The following is a 19,532-nucleotide window of genomic DNA, read 5'->3' on the forward strand; positions in this document are numbered from 1 at the left end:
TGCCAGCCGCCCGGTGTCAGCCGGGTGTCAACGGCCGACACCGCCGTGACACCGCCGGCCGCGTACACCCAACGGCCATGAACATCGACGTCACCGACCTCTCCAAACGGTTCGGCCCCACCCGGGCGCTGGACGGCATGACCTTCGGCGTGCGGCCGGGACTGGTCACCGGGTTCGTCGGGCCCAACGGCGCGGGCAAGTCCACCACGATGCGCGTGATCCTGGGCCTGGACGCCCCGGACGCGGGCACCGCGCTGATCGGCGGGCGGCGTTACCGGGACCTGCGGCGGCCGCTGCGCACGCTCGGCTCGCTGCTGGACGCGGCCGCGTTCCACCCCGGCCGCAGCGCTCGTAACCACCTGCTCTGGCTCGCGCACTCGCAGGGGCTCGGCGCGGCCCGCGTCGACGAGGTGCTGGCGCTCACCGGCCTCACCGCGGTCGCCCGGAAGAAGGCCGGCGGCTACTCGCTCGGCATGCGCCAGCGTCTCGGGGTGGCCGCCGCGCTGCTCGGCGATCCGCCCACCCTTCTGCTCGACGAGCCGTTCAACGGCATGGACCCGGACGGCATCATCTGGATGCGCGGGTTCCTCCGGTCGCTGGCCGCCGAGGGGCGCGCGGTGCTGGTGTCCAGCCACCTCATGGGTGAGCTGCAGGACACCGCGGACCACCTGGTGGTGGTCGGCCGGGGGCGGGTGCTGGCGGACACCACGATGCCCGCGCTGGTGGCCGAGCACTCCTCGCTCGAACGGGCCTACCTGTCCCTCACCCGGGGCGCGGTGGAGTTCCGGTGATCCGCGCCGAGTGGACGAAGCTGCGTACCGTGCGCGGCTGGGTCGCGGCGCTGGCCGGGGGGCTGCTGCTGATCGTCGCGTTCTCCGTCGCGCCCGGGGCCGGTGGCACCTGCGACGAGACGTGCCGGCTCCCGACCGGCCCGGAGGGTCAGGAGGTCACCGACGCGTTCCGGTTCGTGCACCGCACGCTCACCGGCGACGGCTCGATCACGGCCCGGGTCACGTCGTTCACCGGGGAGCGGGACGCCGGTCCCGGCCGGAGCGAGCCGGGGCTGGTGCCGTGGGCCAAGGCCGGGCTGATCGTGAAGGACGGCGTGCGGCCCGGGTCGTCGTACGCCGCGGTGATGCTGACCGGCGCGCACGGCGTCCGGATGCAGCACGACTACGTGCACGACGTGGCCGGCCCCACCGGGCCGCGGACCCCGCGGTGGCTGCGCCTGAGCCGGGACGGGGACACGATCACCGCGGCGGTCTCGGACGACGGGAACCGCTGGCGCACGGTGGGCACCGCGACGCCGGACCTGCCGTCCACCGTGGAGGTGGGGTTGTTCGTCACGTCCCCGCAGCACGCGGAGGTCTCCACCAAGGTCTTCGGGTTGAGCGGCGCGAGCGGTGGCCCGTCCACCGCGACCGCGACGTTCGACCACGTCGGGTTCGAGGGGACGACGGCGGCGGGGTGGCGCACCCAGCAGATCGGCGGCCCGAGCGCTACCTCCGCGGTGGCGGGCACGGACGGGGCCGAGGAGCCGCGCCCGGGCCCGCCGCAGCCCGCGAGCCGGTCCTCGGCCCGCGACGGCGTGTTCACGCTGACCGGCAACGGTGACGTCGCCCCGGCGGTGTCCGGCGCGAACGGGCTGGGTTTCAGCGTCACCCGGACGCTGGCCGGCACGTTCGTGGGGCTGGTACCGCTGGTCGTCGTCGGGGCGATGCTCGTCACGGCGGAGTACCGGCGGGGGCTGCTCGCGGTGACGCTGGCCGCGACCCCGCGACGCGGCCGGGTGCTGGCGGCCAAAGCGGTGGTGATCGGTGGCGTCGCCGCCGTGCTCGGGGTGGCAGGGGCGGCGCTCGCGGTGCCGCTGGGCACCGCCGTGATGCGCGGCAACGGGCTGTACGTCAACGCCGCGCCGACGTCGACAGTGGTGCGGATGGTACTGGGCACCGGGCTGCTGCTGGCGCTGTGCGCGGTGTTCGCGCTCGCGGTCGGGACGGTCGTGCGCCGGGGCGCGGTGGCGCTCACCGCGGTGCTCGGCCTCACCGTGCTGCCGTACCTGCTGGCGATGTCGGTACTCCCGGCCCGGGTCGGCGACTGGGTGCTGGCGGTGACACCCGCGGCCGCGTTCGCCGCGCAGCAGAGCGCGGTGGAGTACTCGTTCGTCGACAACCTGTACGTGCCGTCGGCCGGGTACTTCCCGCTCCCGCCGATCGGCGGGCTGGCCGTGCTGCTGGCCTGGACCGTGGTCGCGTTCACCGCCGCGCTGGTGCTGCTCGGGCGCCGGGACGTGCGGTGACCGACGTCGTGCGGGCCGAGTGGACCAAGCTGCGGACGTCACCGGCCACGGTCTGGGCGGTGCTCGCGGTGGCGGTGGGCACCGCGGCGCTGAGCGCGCTGGCGGTGACGACGGTGCGCTGTCCCTGCGCGGGCGACCCGATGACGCTGACGCTCGTCGGCGTCCAGCTGGGTCAGGCGGTCGCGGCGGTGTTCGCGGCCGGGGTGATCGGCGGTGAGTACGCGACCGGGATGATCGGGGTGACGTTCGCCGCGACGCCCCGGCGGCCGGCCGTGCTCGCGGCGAAGGCGCTGCTGGTCAGCGGCCTGGTCGGAGGGGCGGGCGCGGTCGGCGTGGTGGCCGCGTGGGCGGCCGGGCACGCCGCGCTGGACACGGGCTTCGCGGCCCGGCCGGTGTTCGGGTCGGTGCTCTACCTGGTGCTCGTCGCGCTGCTGGGGCTCGGCGCCGCCACCCTGACGCGGAGCTCGGCGGCGGCGATCGGGCTCGTGCTGGCGCTGCTCTACGTCGCGCCGATCGTCATCGGGACGGTGGGCGATCCGGACTGGAAGCGGCACCTGCGCCAGTGGGGGCCGGCCGACGCGGGGCTGGCGATCCAGGCGAGCACCGGCCTGGACTCGCTCCCGATCCAGCCGTGGGCCGGGCTGGGCGTGCTCGGGCTGTGGGCCGGTGCGGCGCTGCTGGCCGGCGCGGTGTCGGTGTCCCGCCGGGACACCTGACACGGCGCTGCCCGTTCCGTGCCCCCGGAGGGGACGGAACGGGCAGCGTTCAGCGGGGCGGGCTCAGTGCGCGAGCACCGGCTCGGCGACGACGGCCGGTTCGGCGGCCGCGGCCGGCTCCGCGACCCGCCGCTGGAACAGCAGCGCCGCGATCACCGCGCCGGTCGCGAAGAACCCGGCGCCCCACCAGTACGCGGTGGCGTAGCTGTGCACCGCGGCCTCGGCGGCCGAGGACGCGCCGTGCGCGGCGAGGTAGTTGGCCGCGGTCGTGGCCGCGAGCGTGTTCAGCAGCGCGGTGCCGATCGAGCCGCCCACCTGCTGGGAGGTGTTGACCAGCGCGGAGGCCACGCCGGCGAAGTGCCGGTCGACGCCGAGCGTCGCGGTCTGCATCGCGGCCGGCATCGTCGAGCCCATGCCCAGGCCGAGCACGACCAGCGGCGCGAGGATGTCGGCGGCGTAGGAGGAGTCGACGTCCAGGCGGGTCAGCGCCACCATGGCGGCCGCACCGAGCCCCAGGCCGATCGGCACCAGGATCTTCGGGCCGAAGCGGGGCAGGAAGATGTTCGTGGACAGCTGCGCGGCGGTGGCCATGCCGAACACCATCGGCAGGAAGGCCAGGCCGGTGCGGATCGGCGAGTACCCGAGCGTGCCCTGCAGGTAGTACGTGACGAACAGGAACACCCCGAACATGCCGGTCGCGGCGATGAGCACGGCCAGGTAGGCGGCGCCGCGGTTGCGGTGCAGGACGATGTTCAGCGGGAGCAGCGGGTGCGCGGCCCGGCGCTGCCAGGCGACGAACGTGGCCAGCAGGGCGACGCCGAGCGCCAGCGGGCCCCAGGTCCAGAACGAGCTCCAGCCGTCGGTCTCGGCGTTGGAGAAGCCGTAGACGACCGAGAACAGCGCGCCGGAGACCAGCAGGGTGCCGGGGACGTCCAGGCGCGGGCGGGGCCCGGTGCGGACGGCCGACTCGATGAACAGGAGCGTGCCGACGAACGCGACCGCGGCGATGAACGCGTTGATGTAGAGCGTCCAGCGCCAGCTCAGCGTCTCGGTGAGCACCCCACCGGCGAGCAGGCCGATCGCGCCACCGGCGGCGGCCACCGCACCGAACACACCGAACGCGCGGGCACGCTCGCGCGGGATGGTGAACGTCGTGGTCAGCACCGCGAGCGCGGTGGGCGCGAGCAGCGCGCCGAACACACCCTGCAGGGCGCGGGCGCCCACCAGCATCTCGAAGCTCTGGGCCGCGCCACCGAGGGCGGACGCGGCGGCGAAGCCGACCAGCGCGACCAGGAACGTGCGCTTGCGGCCGATCAGGTCGGAGAGACGCCCGCCGAGCAGCAGCAGGCTGCCGAACGCGAGCGAGTAGGCCGTGATGACCCACTGACGGTTGCCGTCGGAGAAGCCCAGGTCGTTCTGCGCCGCGGGAAGCCCGATGTTCACCACGGTCATGTCCAGCACGATCATCAGCTGGGCCAGCCCGACGGTGACGAGTGCCCACCACCGCCGGGAAGAGGCCGCCCCCGTGGACGGCTCGATAGTTGTCGAGGTCATGCAACCACCATATACGGAACTGGCCAGTTTCGAAACTGGTTAGTTTCGGAACCGTCGAGTACCATGGGCGGACTACGCAGAAGGGAGCCCGGCACCAATGACGACCGCCGCGCCCGCCGTGAAGCCGGGCCGCAAGCGCGACCACACGCGCGACCCCGAGATCCTCGACGCCACGCTCGACGTGCTCGCCGAGACCGGCTACGACGGGATGACCCTCGACCAGGTCGCCACCCGCGCCAAGGCCGGCAAGGCCACGCTCTACCGTCGCTGGTCCTCCAAGTCCGACCTGGTCATCGACGCGGTGGCCTGCATGAAGAAGGAGAACCTCGCGCCCGAGGCGCTGCCCGACACCGGCACGCTGCGCGGTGACCTGCTGGCGATGATCAAGCCGCCGTCGATCCAGGACGCCGAGCGCAAGCTCAAGATCATGTCCGGCGTCGTCTCGATGATCTCCAAGCAGCCGGAGCTGCGCGAAGCGATCCAGGCCGTGATGGTCGAGCCGCGTGCCGCCGCGAACCGCTTCCTGCTCCGCCGGGCCGTCGACCGCGGCGAGATCCGCCCCGACTGCGACGTCGAGACGCTCGCGCTGGTCAGCGCGTCGATGGTGTTCTACCGGACGATGATCCAGCAGATCCCGGTCGACCGGGACTTCCTGGTGTCGGTGATCGACGAGATCCTTCTCCCCGCGGTCCGCCGCTAGCGACGCGCGGACGGGGACGCCGATGGACTATCCGCTCCCCCGCCGCCGGTTTCTCGCGCTCGTCGGCACGGCCACGTTTCTCGGGCCCGCGCTGGTCGGTGCCGACGGCGCGCTCGCCCGGGTGACCCGCCGCCGGGCCGTGCTCCCGAAGGACGTGTTCACGCTCGGCGTCGCGTCCGGTGACCCGTTACCCGACGGCGTCGTGCTCTGGACCCGGCTCGCGCCGCGCCCGCTCGAGGGCGGGGGCATGCCTCCGGTTCCGATCCCGGTGCGCTGGGAGGTCGCCGCCGACGAGCGCTTCCGCACGCTGGTGCGCACGGGCACCGCCGTGGCCCACCCCGCCACCGCCCACACGCTCCACGTCGACGCCCGGGGCCTGCGTCCGGGAGCCCAGTACTTCTACCGGTTCCGGGTCGGGGGCCAGGCCTCGCCGGTGGGCCGCACCCGCACCGCCCCCACCGGGAGGACCCGGCGCCTGCGCTTCGCGACCGCGTCGTGCCAGAACTATCAGGACGGCTACTACACCGCCCACCGCGCGCTGGCCGCCGAGGACCTGGACTTCGTCGCGTTCCTCGGCGACTACGTCTACGAGGCCGCGCCCTGGCCCGGCCGGCTGCGCGAGCACATCGGACCGGGGCAGCCCTACACCCTGGACGAGTACCGCAACCGGCACGCGCAGTACCGCACCGATCCGGATCTGGCCCGCGCGCACGCGTCCGCGCCCTGGATCGTCTCGCTTGACGACCACGACGTCGACGACAACTGGACCGGCGACGGGGCCGCGAACCCGTCGGAGCCCTCGCCGGTGCCGTTCGCCGCGCGCCGGGACGCCGCGCTCCGGGCGTACGTGGAGCACCTGCCGGTGCGGGTGGGGCCGGGGATGCGCCTGTACCGGCGGTTCCGGTTCGGCGACCTGGCCACGTTCCACGTGCTCGACACCCGGCAGTACCGCTCCGCGCACCCGACCACGGTGGCCGAGGCCGAGGAGCCGTGGCGCTCGATGACCGGCCCCGCGCAGGAACGCTGGCTGCTCGACGGGCTGGTGGACTCCGGCGCGCGGTGGAGCCTGCTGGGCAACCAGGTGCTGCTGGCCGGGAACGACAGCCGCGGCGGCCCGGCCGAGAAGTACAGCTTCGACAGCTGGGACGGCTACCGGGTGCAGCGCCGGCGGCTGCTGAACTTCCTCGGCACCGGGCTGGCCGCGAACCCGGTCGTGCTCAGCGGCGACCAGCACTGCACGTGGGTGAGCCAGCTCAACCCGGACCCGCTCGACGAGGGCTCGCCGGTGGTGGGCGCGGAGTTCTCCGGCACGTCGATCTCGTCCGGCGGCGAACCGGACGTCGAGCGGCTGCGCCGGGAGGACGACGCGACCCGCGCGGACAACCCGCAGCGCCTCTACGTCGACGCCCGGCGCGGGTACCTGGTGGGCGAGCTGACCCCGGACGCGCTGCGGGTGCGTCTGCGTGTCGTGGACAGCGTGACCGACCCGCGGGCCGAGGGCGCCCGGACGGCGGCGCGGTTCGTGGTGGAGAACGGGCGGCCCGGGGTCGCGCTCGACGGCCCACCCGACGTCCACCCCGCCGCCGGCGGCGCCCCGGCCACCTGAGCGGCCGTGCCGGCGCGCCTCTTCGCCCGGGAGCCTTGTCCGGACCCCGGGCGGCCTCGTAACGTCCCACTCGATAGCTGAACAGGATGTTCGATTATCGAGCAGGAGGCCAGGCCCATGGCGACGAAGCCGTTCGCGTCCTCTGCCGACCTCGACACGAAGGAGCAGACCCTCGAGATCCTCGCCGACGGGGTGTACGCGCTCACCGCCGACGGCGATCCGAACGTGGGGGCGATCGAGGGCGAGGACTTCCTGGTCTGCTTCGAGGCGCTCGCCACCCCGGTGGCCGCGCGCCGGTGGCTCGCCCGGCTGCGCGAACACACCGGCAAACCGGTGCGCTACCTGGTGTTGTCGCACTACCACGCGGTGCGGGTGCTCGGCGCGAGCGCGTTCGACGCCGCGGTCGTGGTCAGCTCCGAGCAGACGAACGCGTTGATCGCCGAGCGGGGGCGGCAGGACTGGGAGAGCGAGCTCGGCCGGATGCCGCGGCTGTTCGAGGAGCCGGCGTCGATCCCCGGCCTGACCCGGCCGACGCTGACGTTCCGCGACCGGCTCACGATCTCGCTCGGCGGCGACCGCGGTGAGCTGGTCCTGCAGTTCCACGGGCGCGGGCACACCGAGGGCGACATCGTCGCCTGGCTGCCCAAGCAGGAGATCGTGTTCGCCGGTGACCTCGTCGAGTCGCAGGCCGCGCTCTACACCGGCGACGCGTTCCACTTCGACTGGGCCGCGGGCACGCTCGACAACGTCAAGGCGCTGCGGGCCCGGCAGCTGGTCGGCGGGCGCGGAGCGATCGCCCGGGGCCGCGAGGCCGTCGACGCGGCGATCGAGCAGACCCGGGACTTCCTGCTCACGATGCAGCGCACGGTCGGCGACGCCCACCGCGCGGGCCGCGGGCTCCGAGCCGCGTTCGAGGCCACGCACGCCGCGCTGGCGCCGACGTACGGCCGGTGGCCGATCTTCGAGCACTGCCTCCCGTTCGACGTCCAGCGCCTCTGGGACGAGCTCGACGGCGTGGAGCGCCCGGTGATCTGGACCGCCGAGCGGGACCGGCAGGTCTGGGACGAGCTCCAGTCGTGACCGGCCGCGTGCTCGTGCTCGGCGCCGGGCCGGTCGGGCAGACCACCGCGCTGCTGCTGGCCCGGTGGGGTGTCCCGGTCACCGTGCTGGACGCGCGGCCGCGGCGGGACGCGGTGGGCAGCAAGGCGATCTGCCAGCAGCGCGACGTGCTCGACGTCTGGGACTCGGTGGGGGTCGGCCGGGCGATCGCCGAGCGTGGCGTCACCTGGACCACGGCACGCACGTTCCACCGCGACCGCGAGCTGTTCAGCACCCGGTTCGCCGACCGCGGCCGGTCGGTGTTCCCGCCGTTCGTGAACGTGTCGCAGAGCGAGACCGAGGCGGTCCTCGACGCCGCGATCGCGGCCGAGCCGCTCGTCGACGTGCGGTGGGGCCATCGGGTGACCGACATCGCGCAGAGCGCCACCGGTGTCGAGGTCAGCACGGCGCACGGCGTCCTCACGAGCAGTTTCGCGGTGGCCTGTCCGGGCGCGCGCGGGGACGACGTCCGGGCGATGCTGGGGTTGCGTTTCGACGGCGAGTCGTTCGACGACTGCTTCCTGATCTGCGACCTGCGCACCGACCTGCCGGGCGGGCGGACCGAGCGCCGCTTCTACTTCGACCCGGCGTGGAACCCCGGACGGCAGGTGCTCATCCACCCGTGCCCGGACTCGACGTACCGCGTCGACTGGCAGGTGCCGCCGGACTTCGACCTGGCCGCCGAGGAGGCGTCGGGCGGGCTGGACCGGCGGATCCGGCGGGTGATCGGCGAGCGGCCGTACGAGCTGCGGTGGCGGTCGGTGTACCGGTTCCAGTCGCGGGTCGTGGACCGGATGCGGGTCGGCCGGGTGCTGGTGGCCGGGGACGGTGCGCACCTGGTGTCGCCGTTCGGGGCGCGCGGGCTGAACTCCGGGGTGCTCGACGCGGAGAACGCGGCCTGGAAGCTCGCGTTCGTGCTGCGCGGCTGGGCGCCGGCGCACCTGCTGGAGTCCTACCACGACGAGCGGCACGCGGCGGCCCGGGAGAACCTCGAGGTCACCGCGGCGACGATGCGGTTCCTGGTGCCGGGGACGCCGGAGGAGGCGCGGTACCGGGAAGACGTGCTGGAGCGGGCGGCCGCCGACCCCGACGCCAGGGCCGCGGTGGACTCCGGGCGGCTGGCGGAGCCGTTCTGGTACGTGGACTCGCCGCTGACGACGCCCGACCCGCGCCGCCCGTTCCCGGGCCGCCCCGCGCGTGGTGACGTGCCGGTGCCGGCTCCGGGGGTGCTCGTGCCGGACTGTCCGGTGACCGGTGCGCGGCGCCTGCGCGAGCTGGCCCGGACCGGGGTGACGGTGCTGGTGGCCCCGGCGGCCGCGACGCCGGCGGTGGAGGGCCCGGTCACCGTCCACCGGATCGACGAGCTCGACCCCGGCGGGCTGCTCACCGAGGTGCTCGGCGCCCGCCCGGACGAGTACTGGGTGCTGCGCCCCGACGCGCACGTCGCCGCCGTCGTCACCACCGTCGCCGACCTGACCACCGCCCTGGGGCGGCTCTTCGCCCGTGAGGAGGCGTACGCATGAGCTTCTACCGCCAGGTGGGCAGCATCCCGCCGAAGCGTCACACCCAGCACCGCCGTCCCGACGGCGGTCTGTACTCCGAGGAACTCGTCGGCGAGGAGGGGTTCTCGTCGGACTCGTCGCTGCTCTACCACCGCGGGATCCCCTCGGCGATCGTCGACGCGCGGCCGTGGGACCTGCCCGACCAGTCGCTGACGCCGAACGCGCCGCTGGTGCCGCGTCACCTGCGGCTGCACGAGCTGAAGTTCGACGGCGCCGACGCGGTGACCGGGCGGCGGCTGGTGCTCGGCAACGCCGACGTGCGGATCTCGTACGCGGTGTCGGAGGTCGCGTCGCCGTACTACCGGAACGCGACCGGCGACGAGTGCGTGTACGTGGAGAGCGGCCGCGCCACGGTGGAGACCGTGTTCGGGGCGCTGGAGGTGGCCGCCGGCGACTACGTGATCCTGCCCCGCACCACCACCCACCGCTGGGTGCCGCACGAGCTCCTGCGCACGTACGCGATCGAGGCGTCCTCGCACATCGCGCCGCCGAAGCGGTACCGGTCGAAGTACGGGCAGTTCCTCGAGCACGCGCCGTACTGCGAGCGGGACCTGCGCGGGCCGGTGGAGCCGCTGCTGGCCGACGGCTCGGACGTCGAGATCTACGTGAAGCACCGCGGCGGCGGGACGATCCACGTCGTGCCGGACCACCCGTTCGACGTCGTCGGGTGGGACGGGTGCCTGTACCCGTACGCGTTCAACATCGCCGACTTCGAGCCGATCACCGGGCGCGTGCACCAGCCGCCGCCGGTGCACCAGGTGTTCGAGGGCGCGAACTTCGTGATCTGCAACTTCGTGCCCCGCAAGGTCGACTACCACCCGCTGGCCGTTCCGGTGCCGTACTACCACTCCAACGTCGACTCGGACGAGGTCATGTTCTACGTCGCCGGCGACTACGAGGCCCGGAAAGGCTCCGGCATCGGGGTGGGCTCGATCTCGCTGCACCCCGGCGGGCACTCGCACGGCCCGCAGCCGGGCGCGGTCGAGCGTTCGCTCGGCGTCGAGTTCTTCGACGAGACCGCGGTCATGGTCGACACGTTCCGGCCCCTGGACCTGGGCGAGGCGGGGCTGGCCGCCGACGACGGCCGGTACGCGTGGTCGTGGTCGGGCCGGGGGCCGGGCGCATGAACACGCCGCTCTTCGACGCGTTCTTCGACGACGCGGCGCTGTTCCCGCCCGGGGACGCGCCGATGGCCTCGGCCGTGCCGGCGCACACCGCGCTGCGGGCCCGGTACGGCGACCTGGTCGGGCCGTTCGTGGTGCCGGGCGCGCGCCTCGAGGAGCTGGCCGCGCTGGCGTCCGGCCCGACGTCGTTCGGCGTCTCGGTGATCGCCGCTCCGCTCGATTTGCCGGACGCGCTGGCGCGGGTGCGGGCCCACCCGGTCCTCGCGCTCGCGTCGGTCGAGGTCCCCGTGGTCGACGACGCCCGGCGGGCCGTGAGCGAGCTGGCCGGCATCGTGCCGGATGGCGTGCCGGTGGCCGTGGAGGTCCCGCGCGGCCCGGCCCGCGACGAGGTGCTGGACGCGCTGGCGTCCGCGTCGTACCGGGCCAAGGTGCGCACGGGTGGCCTGGTGGCGCCGGCGTTCCCGTCGCCCGGGGAGCTGGCCGCCACGCTGGGCGCGTGCGTGGCGCGCGGGGTCGCGTTCAAGTGCACGGCCGGCCTGCACCACGCGGTGCGCCACACCGACCCGGCGACCGGGTTCACCCACCACGGTTTCCTCAACGTGCTGGTGGCCGTGGACGCGCTGCGCGCCGGCGGGACGGCGGACGGCTGGTTGGCCGAGACCGACGCCTCGCGGCTGGTGGCGGCGGTCACGGGGTGGTCGCCGGAGCGGTCCGCGGCGGCGCGGGCGGCGTTCACCTCGTTCGGCACGTGCAGCGTGACCGAACCGATCGACGATCTGACGGCCCTCGGGCTCGTGGAAGGAACTCGTTCGTGACCTGGCTCGATCTTCCGGCCGACACTGGCTTCGGCGTGACGAACCTGCCGTACGGCGTCTTCTCCGTCGGCGGCGACCGGCCGCGCACCGGCGTCGCCATCGGGGACTTCGTCCTCGACCTGGCCGCGGCGACCGGTGACCCGGTGCACGCGACCGGGTCGCTGAACGCGTTCCTGGCCCGGGGCCCGGCCGCGTGGTCCGCGCTGCGCGACCGCCTCACCGGGTGGTTCACCGGCACCGACGACACCGTCGCCGCCCACCTGGTGCCGCGCGCGGACGTCCGGCTGCACCTGCCGTTCGCGGTGGCCGACTACGTCGACTTCTACAGCTCGCAGCACCACGCGTCGAACCTGGGGGCGCTGTTCCGGCCGGGCTCCCCGCCGCTGACGCCGAACTGGAAACACCTGCCGATCGGCTACCACGGGCGCGCGGGCACCGTGCAGGTGTCGGGCGTTCCGGTGGTGCGTCCGTCGGGGCAGCGCAAGGCGCCCGCCGACCCGGTGCCGACGTTCGGGCCGTCCGGTCGGCTGGACATCGAGGCCGAGGTGGGGTTCGTGGTCGGCGCCCCGGCGTCGGGACCGGTGGCGGTGGGCGACTTCGCCGCGCACGTGTTCGGCGTGTGCGTGGTCAACGACTGGTCGGCCCGCGATCTGCAGGCCTGGGAGTACGTCCCGCTCGGCCCGTTCCTGGGCAAGTCGTTCGCGACGTCGGTCTCCCCGTGGGTGGTGCCGCTGGCCGCGCTGGAGGCCGCGCGGGTCGACCCGCCGGCCCGCGACGTCGAGGTGCTGCCCTATCTCGACGACACCAAGGCCCGCTGGGGTCTCGATCTGCGGTTGACGGTGAGCCTGAACGGCGTGGAGGTGAGCAACCCTCCGTTCCGGCACCTGTACTGGACGGCCCCCCAGCAGCTCGCCCACCTGACCGTGAACGGCGCCACCCTGCGCACCGGGGACCTGTTTGCGTCCGGCACGGTCAGCGGCGCCGAACCGGACGAGCGCGGTTCGCTCCTCGAGCTGGCCTGGAACGGCGAGACTCCGCTCCGGCTGCCGGACGGCTCGACCCGCACGTTCCTCGAGGACGGCGACACGGTCACGATCAGCGCGACCGCACCCGCGATCGACGGCACCCGGCTGAGCCTCGGCGAGGTCACCGCGACGATCGAACCGGCCCGATGAGCGACGCCCCGGCGCACTCGCAGACCCTCGACCGGGGCGTGCGGATCCTCGAGCACCTCTCGGCGGCCGGGGCGGCGGTGCCGATCACCGAGATCGGGCAGGTGCTCGGCGTCCACCGCTCGATCAGCTACCGGCTGCTGCGCACGCTGGAGGACCACCAGCTGGTCGAGCGGGACCAGCACGGGCACTACCGGCTCGGGCTGGGCGTGGCCGTGCTCGCCCGCGGGGTGCGCTCGGACCTGCAGACCGCCGCGCTGCCCCGGCTCGACGCGCTGGTGGCGGAGTGGGGCATGACCGCGTTCCTGGTGGTCCGGGCGGGGGCGGAGGCGGTGACCGTGGTGAGCGTCGAACCGCAGGACACCGCGGCGCACGTCACCTACCGGCCCGGCACCCGCCACCCGGTCGACCGGGGCGCGCCCGGCCTGGCGCTGCTGATCGGGGAGCCGCCGTCGCCGGACGACCGCGAGGAGCTGCGTACCGCGCGCCGGGTGGGGTGGGCGGTCTCGCACGGCGAGGTCATCCGGGGCTTCCGCTCGATCGCCGCGCCCGTGCCGGGTCCCGACGGTGGGGCGGTCGGCGCCCTGGCCGTCGTCTACGTCGACGACGGGGCCGACGTCGAGCGCATCGGGGCGAGCCTCGTGCGCGCCGCGCGCCAGGTGGCCGCCGCACTCCGGTGACTCAGCACTCCGGTGGGTCAGCGCTCCGGTGGGTCAGCGCTTCCAGCCGACCGCGCCGTAGTTGCCGCACCAGGCCGAGTTCCCGTCGGCGTCGTCGGGCCAGTCCGGGCGCCACTCGACGACCCAGGTCAGCCCCGGCTCGACCAGGTCCCAGCCGGTCAGCAGCGCGGCGATCTCGTCGCGGGTGCGGATCGTCGTGGGGTTCGCGCTGTTCTGGTAGATCGCGGTGAGGCGGGCCATCTCGTCCGGCCGCTCGTCCACGGTCGCGTGGGCCAGCGCGATCGCGCTCCCGGTCGGCAGCACGTCGCGGAACGTGGCCAGAATGCCGGCCGGGTCGTCCGCGGCCGCGACGAAGTGCAGCACGGCGACGGTCAGCAGCCCGATCGGCTGGTCGAAGTCGAGCAGCTCCCGGGTGACCGGGGATTCGAGCACCTTCTCCGGCCGGCGGACGTCCGCGTGCACGATGCCGGCGCGGTCGACGTCGCTCAGGATGGATTCGCTGTACGCGACCGCGACCGGGTCCATGTCGACGTAGACGACCGTCGACTCCGGCGCCACCTCGTGGACGTTGCCCGCGGTGGGGATGCCCGAGCCCAGGTCGATGAACTGGCGCACGCCCGCGTCGACGAGGAAGCGCACGCTGCGGTGCAGGAACGCCCGGTTGGCCTGGGCCATCAGCGGCGCGTCGGGGAGCAGCTCGAGTACCTTCGCGGCGGCCTGGCGGTCGGACGCGAAGTTGTGCGACCCCCCGAGGTAGTAGTCGTACATGCGGGCCGCGGACGGCTGGTTGGGGTCGATGTGCTGCGCAGCCCAGTCCGGATCGTTCACGGGCCCTACCCCCTGAGAATCGGCGTCCCGCGATCGTAGGTCCACAAGGGTCGGTGGACGCAAGGGGGTGGTCAGGCGTGCGGGCCGCTCGTCACCGTCCCGACGGTGAGCGCCGGTTCGCCTTCGAGGACCACGCCGACGCGTGCCACCTCGTGTTCGAGCCCGGCGCGCGCGACCGGCGTCAGCTCCTCGACCGTGATCGCCAGCCGGCGCCCGGAGCGGCGCACGTGCCACACCCCGGCCACCACCCCGCCGACCAGCACCACCGGATAGTTCCCGGCCTGCGTGCGGGCCAGGGCACGCTGCCCGGCGCGGCCCGGGAACACCTGTTCACGGGGATGGCAGCCGACTTGATAGGCGTCGAAATACGGCAGTAGCCGGACGTGGTCCCCGCACGCGGGCGCGGGCGCGGTGTCGCCCGCGAGCACCCACCCCACGGTCCCCTCGACGTCGACCGGCTCCAGGTCGGCGGCCTCGAACAGCGCGGCGGCCCACGGTTTCGGCGCGGCCAGCCACTGCGCGAAATGGTCCGGGCGCGCCGGTCCGTAGGCGGCCAGGTACCAGCGCAGCACCTGCGCCAGCGCGCGGCCCTGGTCGGCCGGGACGATCCGCGGGTTGACGTAGGTGACCTTCCGCCCCCGGTTCGGCCCGAACGCGAGCACACCCCGGTGCCCGGCGACGTGCAGCACCTGGCGCCACCGCGGCCACATCCCGCCGAACGCCGGCATCGTGAGCTCGCCCGCCCACGGCCCGGTGCGCGCCACGACCGCGTCGCTCAACTCGTCGATGGTCAGTGCGTCACCGTCGAGCGCGTCGCCGATCGCGGTGACGACCTCCTGGGTCCGGGCGTCGTCGAGGCGGACGCCGTCCGGGAACCGGTTCGGGGCCGGCACCGCGGCGAGCGCGCTCGTCCAGATCGGCGCGTCGTCGGCGGCGAGCAGGTGCACGGTGCCGCGCGGACCGAACGTCTTGACGATCGTCCGGTCGCGCCACAGCGCCTCCCGGACGTCGGTGCGGGTGGCGCCGCCGACGCGCAGCCCGAGCGAGAGCTCGGCCGCCGACATCACCTGCGCGTGCACCCCGCCCATCGCCCGCGCGACCGCGGCGAACCCGGTGCCGGGCGTCGTCAGGTGGTGGCGGGACAGGCGGCGGGCATGGACCTCGGACCAGGTCAATCGCTGCATGCCTCGACGGTAGGCGTGATTCCGGTCAGGTTCCGGCCGCAATCAGCGACGGGTTCCGCATCCGTTCAGGCGTACGGACAAGGGGCGCCTCACCCACCCGGAGGACCACCTGCAACCGGGACAGCCGCCGGTCCACCGGCCTTGTTACCGTGCGGCGAATTGCCGGCGGTGACGGGGGTTTGCGCGTGATGCGCGTTTTCTGGGTAGTGCTGTTAGCCGTGGCCGTGCTCGGTGGCGCGGTGTTCACCGGCGTGCGCATCGTGGACCGCTCGGCCGCACCGGCTCCGGCGCCGTCGCCCGCGGCCCGGGCGGCGTCGGCCGCCCCGGTTCGCGGCCTCGACGTCTCCAACTGGCAGGGGAACGTCGACTGGACCGGCGTCGCCGGGCAGAGGCCGTCGTTCGCGTACATCAAGGCGACGCTCGGCACCGACTTCCGCAGCCCGAACTTCTCCCAGCAGTACAAGGGCGCGACCGGGATCGGCCTCATCCGCGGGGCATACCACTTCGGACTGCCGCTGCGCAGCGGGGGCGCCCGCCAGGCCGACTTCTTCGTCGACCACGGCGGCGGCTGGTCCCGGGACGGGCGGACGCTGCCCGGTGCGCTCGACATCGAGCACAACCCGTACGGCGACCGGGCCGGCCGCCCCGAGTACCGCAAGAACGAGTGCTACGGGCTGACGCCGGCCGCGATGCGCGGCTGGATCCGCGCGTTCCTCACCCGCTACCACCAGCGCACCGGCCGGCACGCGGTCATCTACACCACCACCAGCTGGTGGAAGGCCTGCACCGGGAACGACAGCGAGTTCGGGGCCACCAACCCGCTCTGGATCGCCCGGTACAAACCCACGGTCGGGCCGCTCCCGGCCGGCTGGGCGAAGCACACGTTCTGGCAGCACTCGTCCACCGGCCCGTTCCCGGGCGACTCGAACGTCTTCAACGGCACCGCCGCCCAGCTCAAACAACTCGCCCTGGGCTAGGCCGCGCGGTAGATCGTGAAGTTGTCGAAGCAGACCTCGATGACGTCGTCCCCGGTGTCGGGGAGGCGGACGAGGACGCCGGCCTGGACCCGCGGGCTCTCCGGGAGCGGGTTCGGGTCGCGGACGTCGACGGCCTGGGTGCCGTTGACCCAGAGCGTGAGGCGGTCGGCGCGGCAGGCCGCTTCGAGGCGGACCGGGTCGTCGCCGAGCGCGGTGGCCCGCCCGGGGGTCGTGAGCAGCTCGGTCGGGGTGCCGTCCTGCTGGCGGACGACCCGGACCGCGCCCTCGCGGGAGAGCGAGAAGAAGTAGCCGGTGCCGGTGTCCTCGTCGCCGCGGCAGCTCAGCCCGACCTCACCGGCACCGGTGGACCGGTCCGCGAGCTGGGCGGTGACGCCGACGGCGATGTCGCGCAGGGCGGTGTCGGCGCCGTCCTTCGCCGGGAACGGGGACGCGACCTGGTTCGACCGTTCCTCGCCGCGGGCGATCATCGTGTAGACGCCGCGCTCGGGGTCGTAGCCGCGGGTGGTGACCTCGGCGGGGTCGGCGGCGTCGGGGTGGTAGCGGTAGCCGTCCCAGTCGTTCTGGGCGTCGAAGGTCTGCCGGTAGAGCAGGTCGCCGGTGGCGGCGGGTGGCCGGGGCGGTGCGGCGGTGCCGCGCCCCACCCGGTCGGAGTCGTCGTCGCGCAGCAGCACCACCGCGCTGATGCCCGCGACCACGGCGATCACCACCCCGAGCGCGATCCCCGGCCACAGCACCCGTCTCCGCCGCCCGGCACCCGAGCCGCCCGACGACGGCTCCACCGATGGAGAGCCCGCCGACGAAGGCCCCGCACCGGACGCGACCGGCATCGGCGCCGTCGGAGCGTGTCCGGCGGACACGGGCGTCGGCGGGACGTACCCGCCGGACACCGGGATCGGGCCCGCCGCCGACGGCTCCGGCGTCCGCCGGGTCACCCCCGGCGGCGAACCGGACGGCACCTGCGGCCGGGGACTCAGCGCGGTCTCCGCGATCACCCGCGCGTCGAGCGCGTGGGCGTCCGTCGACGGCCCGTCGTGGCCGAGCAGCCGCAGCAGCACGTCGCTGGCGGCCGGCCGCCGCCCCGGGTCCTTGTCGAGGCACGCCGACAGCACCGGCACCAGCGACGGCGGCACCCCGCCCAGGTCCGGCGGGTCGGACAGGATGCGCCGCAGCACGGCCGGCACCGAGTCGTTCCCGAACAGGTGCCCGCCGGTCGCGGCGTACACGACCGTCGACGCCCAGCTGAACACGTCGCTCGCCGGGCCGACCGTCTCGCCGCCGATCTGCTCCGGCGACATGTACGAGATGCTCCCGAGCACGCCACTGGCCGCGGTGACCGTCGCGTCCTGCGACCGGGCGATGCCGAAGTCGATCACCCGCGGCCCGTCCGGTCCGAGCAGGACGTTGTGCGGCTTGAAGTCCCGGTGTACCACCCCGGCGCGGTGGATCGCGACCAGCGCGGTGACCGTGCCGACCGCGAGCCGGTGCAGCGCTCCCCCGGTGCGGGGCCCCTCGGCGGCGACCGCCGAGGCCAGCGACGGCCCCGGGACGAACTCGCTGACGATGTACGGCGGGTCGCCGCCCAGGTCGGCGTCGAGCACCTCGGCGATGCAGAACGACGAGACCTGCCGGGCGAGGTCGACCTCCCCGCCGAACCGCCGCCGCGCCGACGTGTCGGCGACCAGCTCGGCCTTGAGGACCTTCACCGCCACCCGGGCGTCGTCGCCGGTCACCCCGAGGTACACCGCGCCCTGCCCGCCCTCCCCCAGCCGGCCGACGAGGCGGTAGGGCCCGAGTCTCTCCGGGTCGCCGGCGCGTAACGGTGAAGCCACGGATCCCCCCGGAGCAGCTGGAAGCCCCCGTTGTCTAGCACGCGGCGACAACACCGCGCATCAGGCGGCGGGTCTAGGCGCGCGGCGCGTACCGGCCGTTCTCGCCGGAACGGTGGGAGTCCATCCGCACCGCGAGCACCGCGAGGTAGAGCTCGACCAGCGCCCGGGTGCTGGTGAGCCGCCGTCCGGTCAGCGCCTCGATGCGGTGGGCGCGCTTGAGGACGGTGTTGCGGTGGCAGTACAGCTTGCGCGCGGCCCCGGCGAACGACCCGTCGGCCTCGACGAGGGCCTCCAGCGTGGACAGGTACATCTCGCGCTCGCCGGCACGCACGGTGAGCAACCCGCCGAGCGTGTGGCGCACCAGCACGTCCGCGACGTCGGGGACGCCGGCGACCAGGGTGTGCGGCAGCCGGTCGGTGACGCGGGCGATGCCCTGGAAGGCCGTGGGCAGCGTGCGCAGCGTCAGCAGGGCGAGCCGGTGGGCGGTGGCCACCTCGTCGAAGCCGTCGATCAGCGGGGACACCGTGACGGCGCCGGGCAGGCACGTCGTCAGCGTTTCGGTGGCGCGGGGCAGGTCGTCGGCCGCGGACAGGGACAGCAGCCCGACGTCACGCGCGCCCTGGGTGACCCACGCGGACGTGAAACCGGCGGCGCGCAGGGCCGTCTCCGGGCTGCCCGACCCGACCGTGGAGACCACGACGACACGCGGGCCGCGCACCGGGACGCCGAGCACCTCACCGGCCTCCTCCCCGGCCGACGCCGACGCCGGCGGGCGGTCGAGCAGCGCGGACAGCACGAGTTCGCGGCGCCGCCTGGTGGTGCGCTGCAGACGGCTCTGTTCCTCGCGGTAGGCCTTGGTCACCAGCGTCGAGACGCGGTCGAGCGCGTCCCAGACGACGACCGCCTCGTCGAGCAGCCGCCGGACGCAGTCGTCGCCGGCGCGGGCGGCCTCGCCGACCAGGCCCTGCCAGATCACCCGGGCGCAGAGCCGGAAGCTGTGCAGCAGCCACTCCACCGGCAGGCCCTCCTGCGCGCACCGCCGCCCGGTCTCCTGGAGCGAGGTCCGCTCGCCCTCGCCGGCGAGTTGGCGCAGCATCTGCTCGACGCTGACCGCGCAGTCGGGAACCACGCCGGGATAGTCGGGCAGGGCCGCGTGGACGTGCTGGGACACCTCCGCGGTGAGGGTACGCAGGCGCCGGGTGCGCAGCCGGACCGCGAGCGCGGACACGCTCGGACCGACCGGCTCCGCTGCCATACCGGCGGAGGCTACGCGTGCCGACCGGCGCGGCCCAGGCCGGTGAATCACTGAGCGAAACGACGAGTGTGCACTCCGCACACCAAGTGCGTGACAAATCAGTGCTGTTGCC

Annotated in this window: 16 protein-coding genes and 1 pseudogene; 12 read left to right on the top strand and 5 right to left on the bottom strand. The window is 74.3% G+C overall.

Features of this window, described 5'->3' with window-relative positions; genetic code table 11:
* Positions 1-77: 77 nt before the first annotated feature.
* From ABD437_RS08800 to ABD437_RS08810, 3 genes and pseudogenes are all read left to right on the top strand, one after another.
* Positions 78-737, top strand: a pseudogene (locus tag ABD437_RS08800) (ABC transporter ATP-binding protein); the annotation flags it as partial.
* Between the two features lie 50 nt (positions 738-787).
* Positions 788-2,299: an ABC transporter permease subunit gene (locus ABD437_RS08805; protein ID WP_344648261.1), complete on the top strand. Its 1,512-nt coding sequence runs from the start codon at positions 788-790 to the stop codon at positions 2,297-2,299.
* The gene (locus tag ABD437_RS08810) at positions 2,296-3,015 is read left to right on the top strand and encodes an ABC transporter permease (protein WP_344648262.1); all 720 of its coding nucleotides are present in this window, start codon (positions 2,296-2,298) and stop codon (positions 3,013-3,015) included. Before ABD437_RS08805 ends, ABD437_RS08810 begins: the two co-directional genes overlap by 4 nt.
* A 63-nt stretch (positions 3,016-3,078) precedes the next feature.
* Here the strand turns inward: ABD437_RS08810 and ABD437_RS08815 are convergent, their stop codons facing one another.
* Entirely contained in the window at positions 3,079-4,569 is a 1,491-nt protein-coding gene (locus ABD437_RS08815; protein ID WP_344648263.1) for an MFS transporter, read from the bottom strand.
* Positions 4,570-4,666: 97 nt separating this feature from the next.
* Between ABD437_RS08815 and ABD437_RS08820 the strand changes: the two genes are divergently transcribed.
* The 8 genes from ABD437_RS08820 to ABD437_RS08855 all read left to right on the top strand — a co-directional run bounded on the left by ABD437_RS08820 (position 4,667) and on the right by ABD437_RS08855 (position 13,326).
* On the top strand, positions 4,667-5,269 hold the full coding sequence (locus ABD437_RS08820) for a TetR/AcrR family transcriptional regulator (protein ID WP_344648264.1): 603 nt from the start codon (positions 4,667-4,669) through the stop codon (positions 5,267-5,269).
* 22 nt (positions 5,270-5,291) lie between these two features.
* Positions 5,292-6,875 (top strand): alkaline phosphatase D family protein, encoded by a 1,584-nt coding sequence (locus ABD437_RS08825; RefSeq protein WP_344648265.1) that lies wholly within the window; start codon positions 5,292-5,294, stop codon positions 6,873-6,875.
* Positions 6,876-6,992: 117 nt separating this feature from the next.
* Complete coding sequence (locus ABD437_RS08830; protein ID WP_344648266.1) at positions 6,993-7,955, top strand: MBL fold metallo-hydrolase; 963 nt, start codon at positions 6,993-6,995, stop codon at positions 7,953-7,955.
* Positions 7,952-9,496 (top strand): FAD-dependent monooxygenase, encoded by a 1,545-nt coding sequence (locus ABD437_RS08835; RefSeq protein ID WP_344648267.1) that lies wholly within the window; start codon positions 7,952-7,954, stop codon positions 9,494-9,496. The genes ABD437_RS08830 and ABD437_RS08835 overlap by 4 nt, the downstream gene beginning before the upstream one ends.
* Positions 9,493-10,662 (top strand): homogentisate 1,2-dioxygenase, encoded by a 1,170-nt coding sequence (locus ABD437_RS08840; protein ID WP_344648268.1) that lies wholly within the window; start codon positions 9,493-9,495, stop codon positions 10,660-10,662. The genes ABD437_RS08835 and ABD437_RS08840 overlap by 4 nt, the downstream gene beginning before the upstream one ends.
* Complete coding sequence (locus ABD437_RS08845) at positions 10,659-11,474, top strand: hypothetical protein (protein ID WP_344648269.1); 816 nt, start codon at positions 10,659-10,661, stop codon at positions 11,472-11,474. The genes ABD437_RS08840 and ABD437_RS08845 overlap by 4 nt, the downstream gene beginning before the upstream one ends.
* Entirely contained in the window at positions 11,471-12,649 is a 1,179-nt protein-coding gene (fahA, locus tag ABD437_RS08850) for a fumarylacetoacetase (RefSeq protein ID WP_344648270.1), read from the top strand. Before ABD437_RS08845 ends, fahA begins: the two co-directional genes overlap by 4 nt.
* Entirely contained in the window at positions 12,646-13,326 is a 681-nt protein-coding gene (locus tag ABD437_RS08855) for an IclR family transcriptional regulator (RefSeq protein ID WP_344648271.1), read from the top strand. The genes fahA and ABD437_RS08855 overlap by 4 nt, the downstream gene beginning before the upstream one ends.
* 33 nt (positions 13,327-13,359) lie before the next feature.
* On the opposite strand, the gene ABD437_RS08860 is transcribed toward ABD437_RS08855, so the two are convergent.
* Both ABD437_RS08860 and ABD437_RS08865 read right to left on the bottom strand, forming a co-directional pair.
* Positions 13,360-14,154, bottom strand: a complete 795-nt coding sequence (locus ABD437_RS08860) for an SAM-dependent methyltransferase (protein WP_344648272.1) — start codon at positions 14,152-14,154, stop codon at positions 13,360-13,362.
* 71 nt (positions 14,155-14,225) lie between these two features.
* Positions 14,226-15,338, bottom strand: a complete 1,113-nt coding sequence (locus tag ABD437_RS08865; RefSeq protein ID WP_344648273.1) for a winged helix DNA-binding domain-containing protein — start codon at positions 15,336-15,338, stop codon at positions 14,226-14,228.
* Positions 15,339-15,526: 188 nt separating this feature from the next.
* Here ABD437_RS08865 and ABD437_RS08870 point away from each other — a divergent pair, with 188 nt between their 5' ends.
* Positions 15,527-16,315, top strand: a complete 789-nt coding sequence (locus ABD437_RS08870) for a lysozyme (RefSeq protein WP_425558130.1) — start codon at positions 15,527-15,529, stop codon at positions 16,313-16,315.
* On the opposite strand, the gene ABD437_RS08875 is transcribed toward ABD437_RS08870, so the two are convergent.
* Positions 16,312-18,165 carry a serine/threonine protein kinase gene (locus tag ABD437_RS08875; RefSeq protein WP_344648275.1) on the bottom strand — a complete coding sequence of 618 codons (1,854 nt, stop codon included), beginning with the start codon at positions 18,163-18,165 and terminating at the stop codon, positions 16,312-16,314. The genes ABD437_RS08870 and ABD437_RS08875 overlap by 4 nt on opposite strands.
* 73 nt (positions 18,166-18,238) lie before the next feature.
* Complete coding sequence (locus ABD437_RS08880; protein ID WP_344648276.1) at positions 18,239-19,420, bottom strand: RsbRD N-terminal domain-containing protein; 1,182 nt, start codon at positions 19,418-19,420, stop codon at positions 18,239-18,241.
* Between the last annotated feature and the right edge of the window lie 112 nt (positions 19,421-19,532).

The organism is Cryptosporangium japonicum, from assembly GCF_039524755.1.
Taxonomy (GTDB): Bacteria; Actinomycetota; Actinomycetes; order Mycobacteriales; family Cryptosporangiaceae; genus Cryptosporangium; species Cryptosporangium japonicum.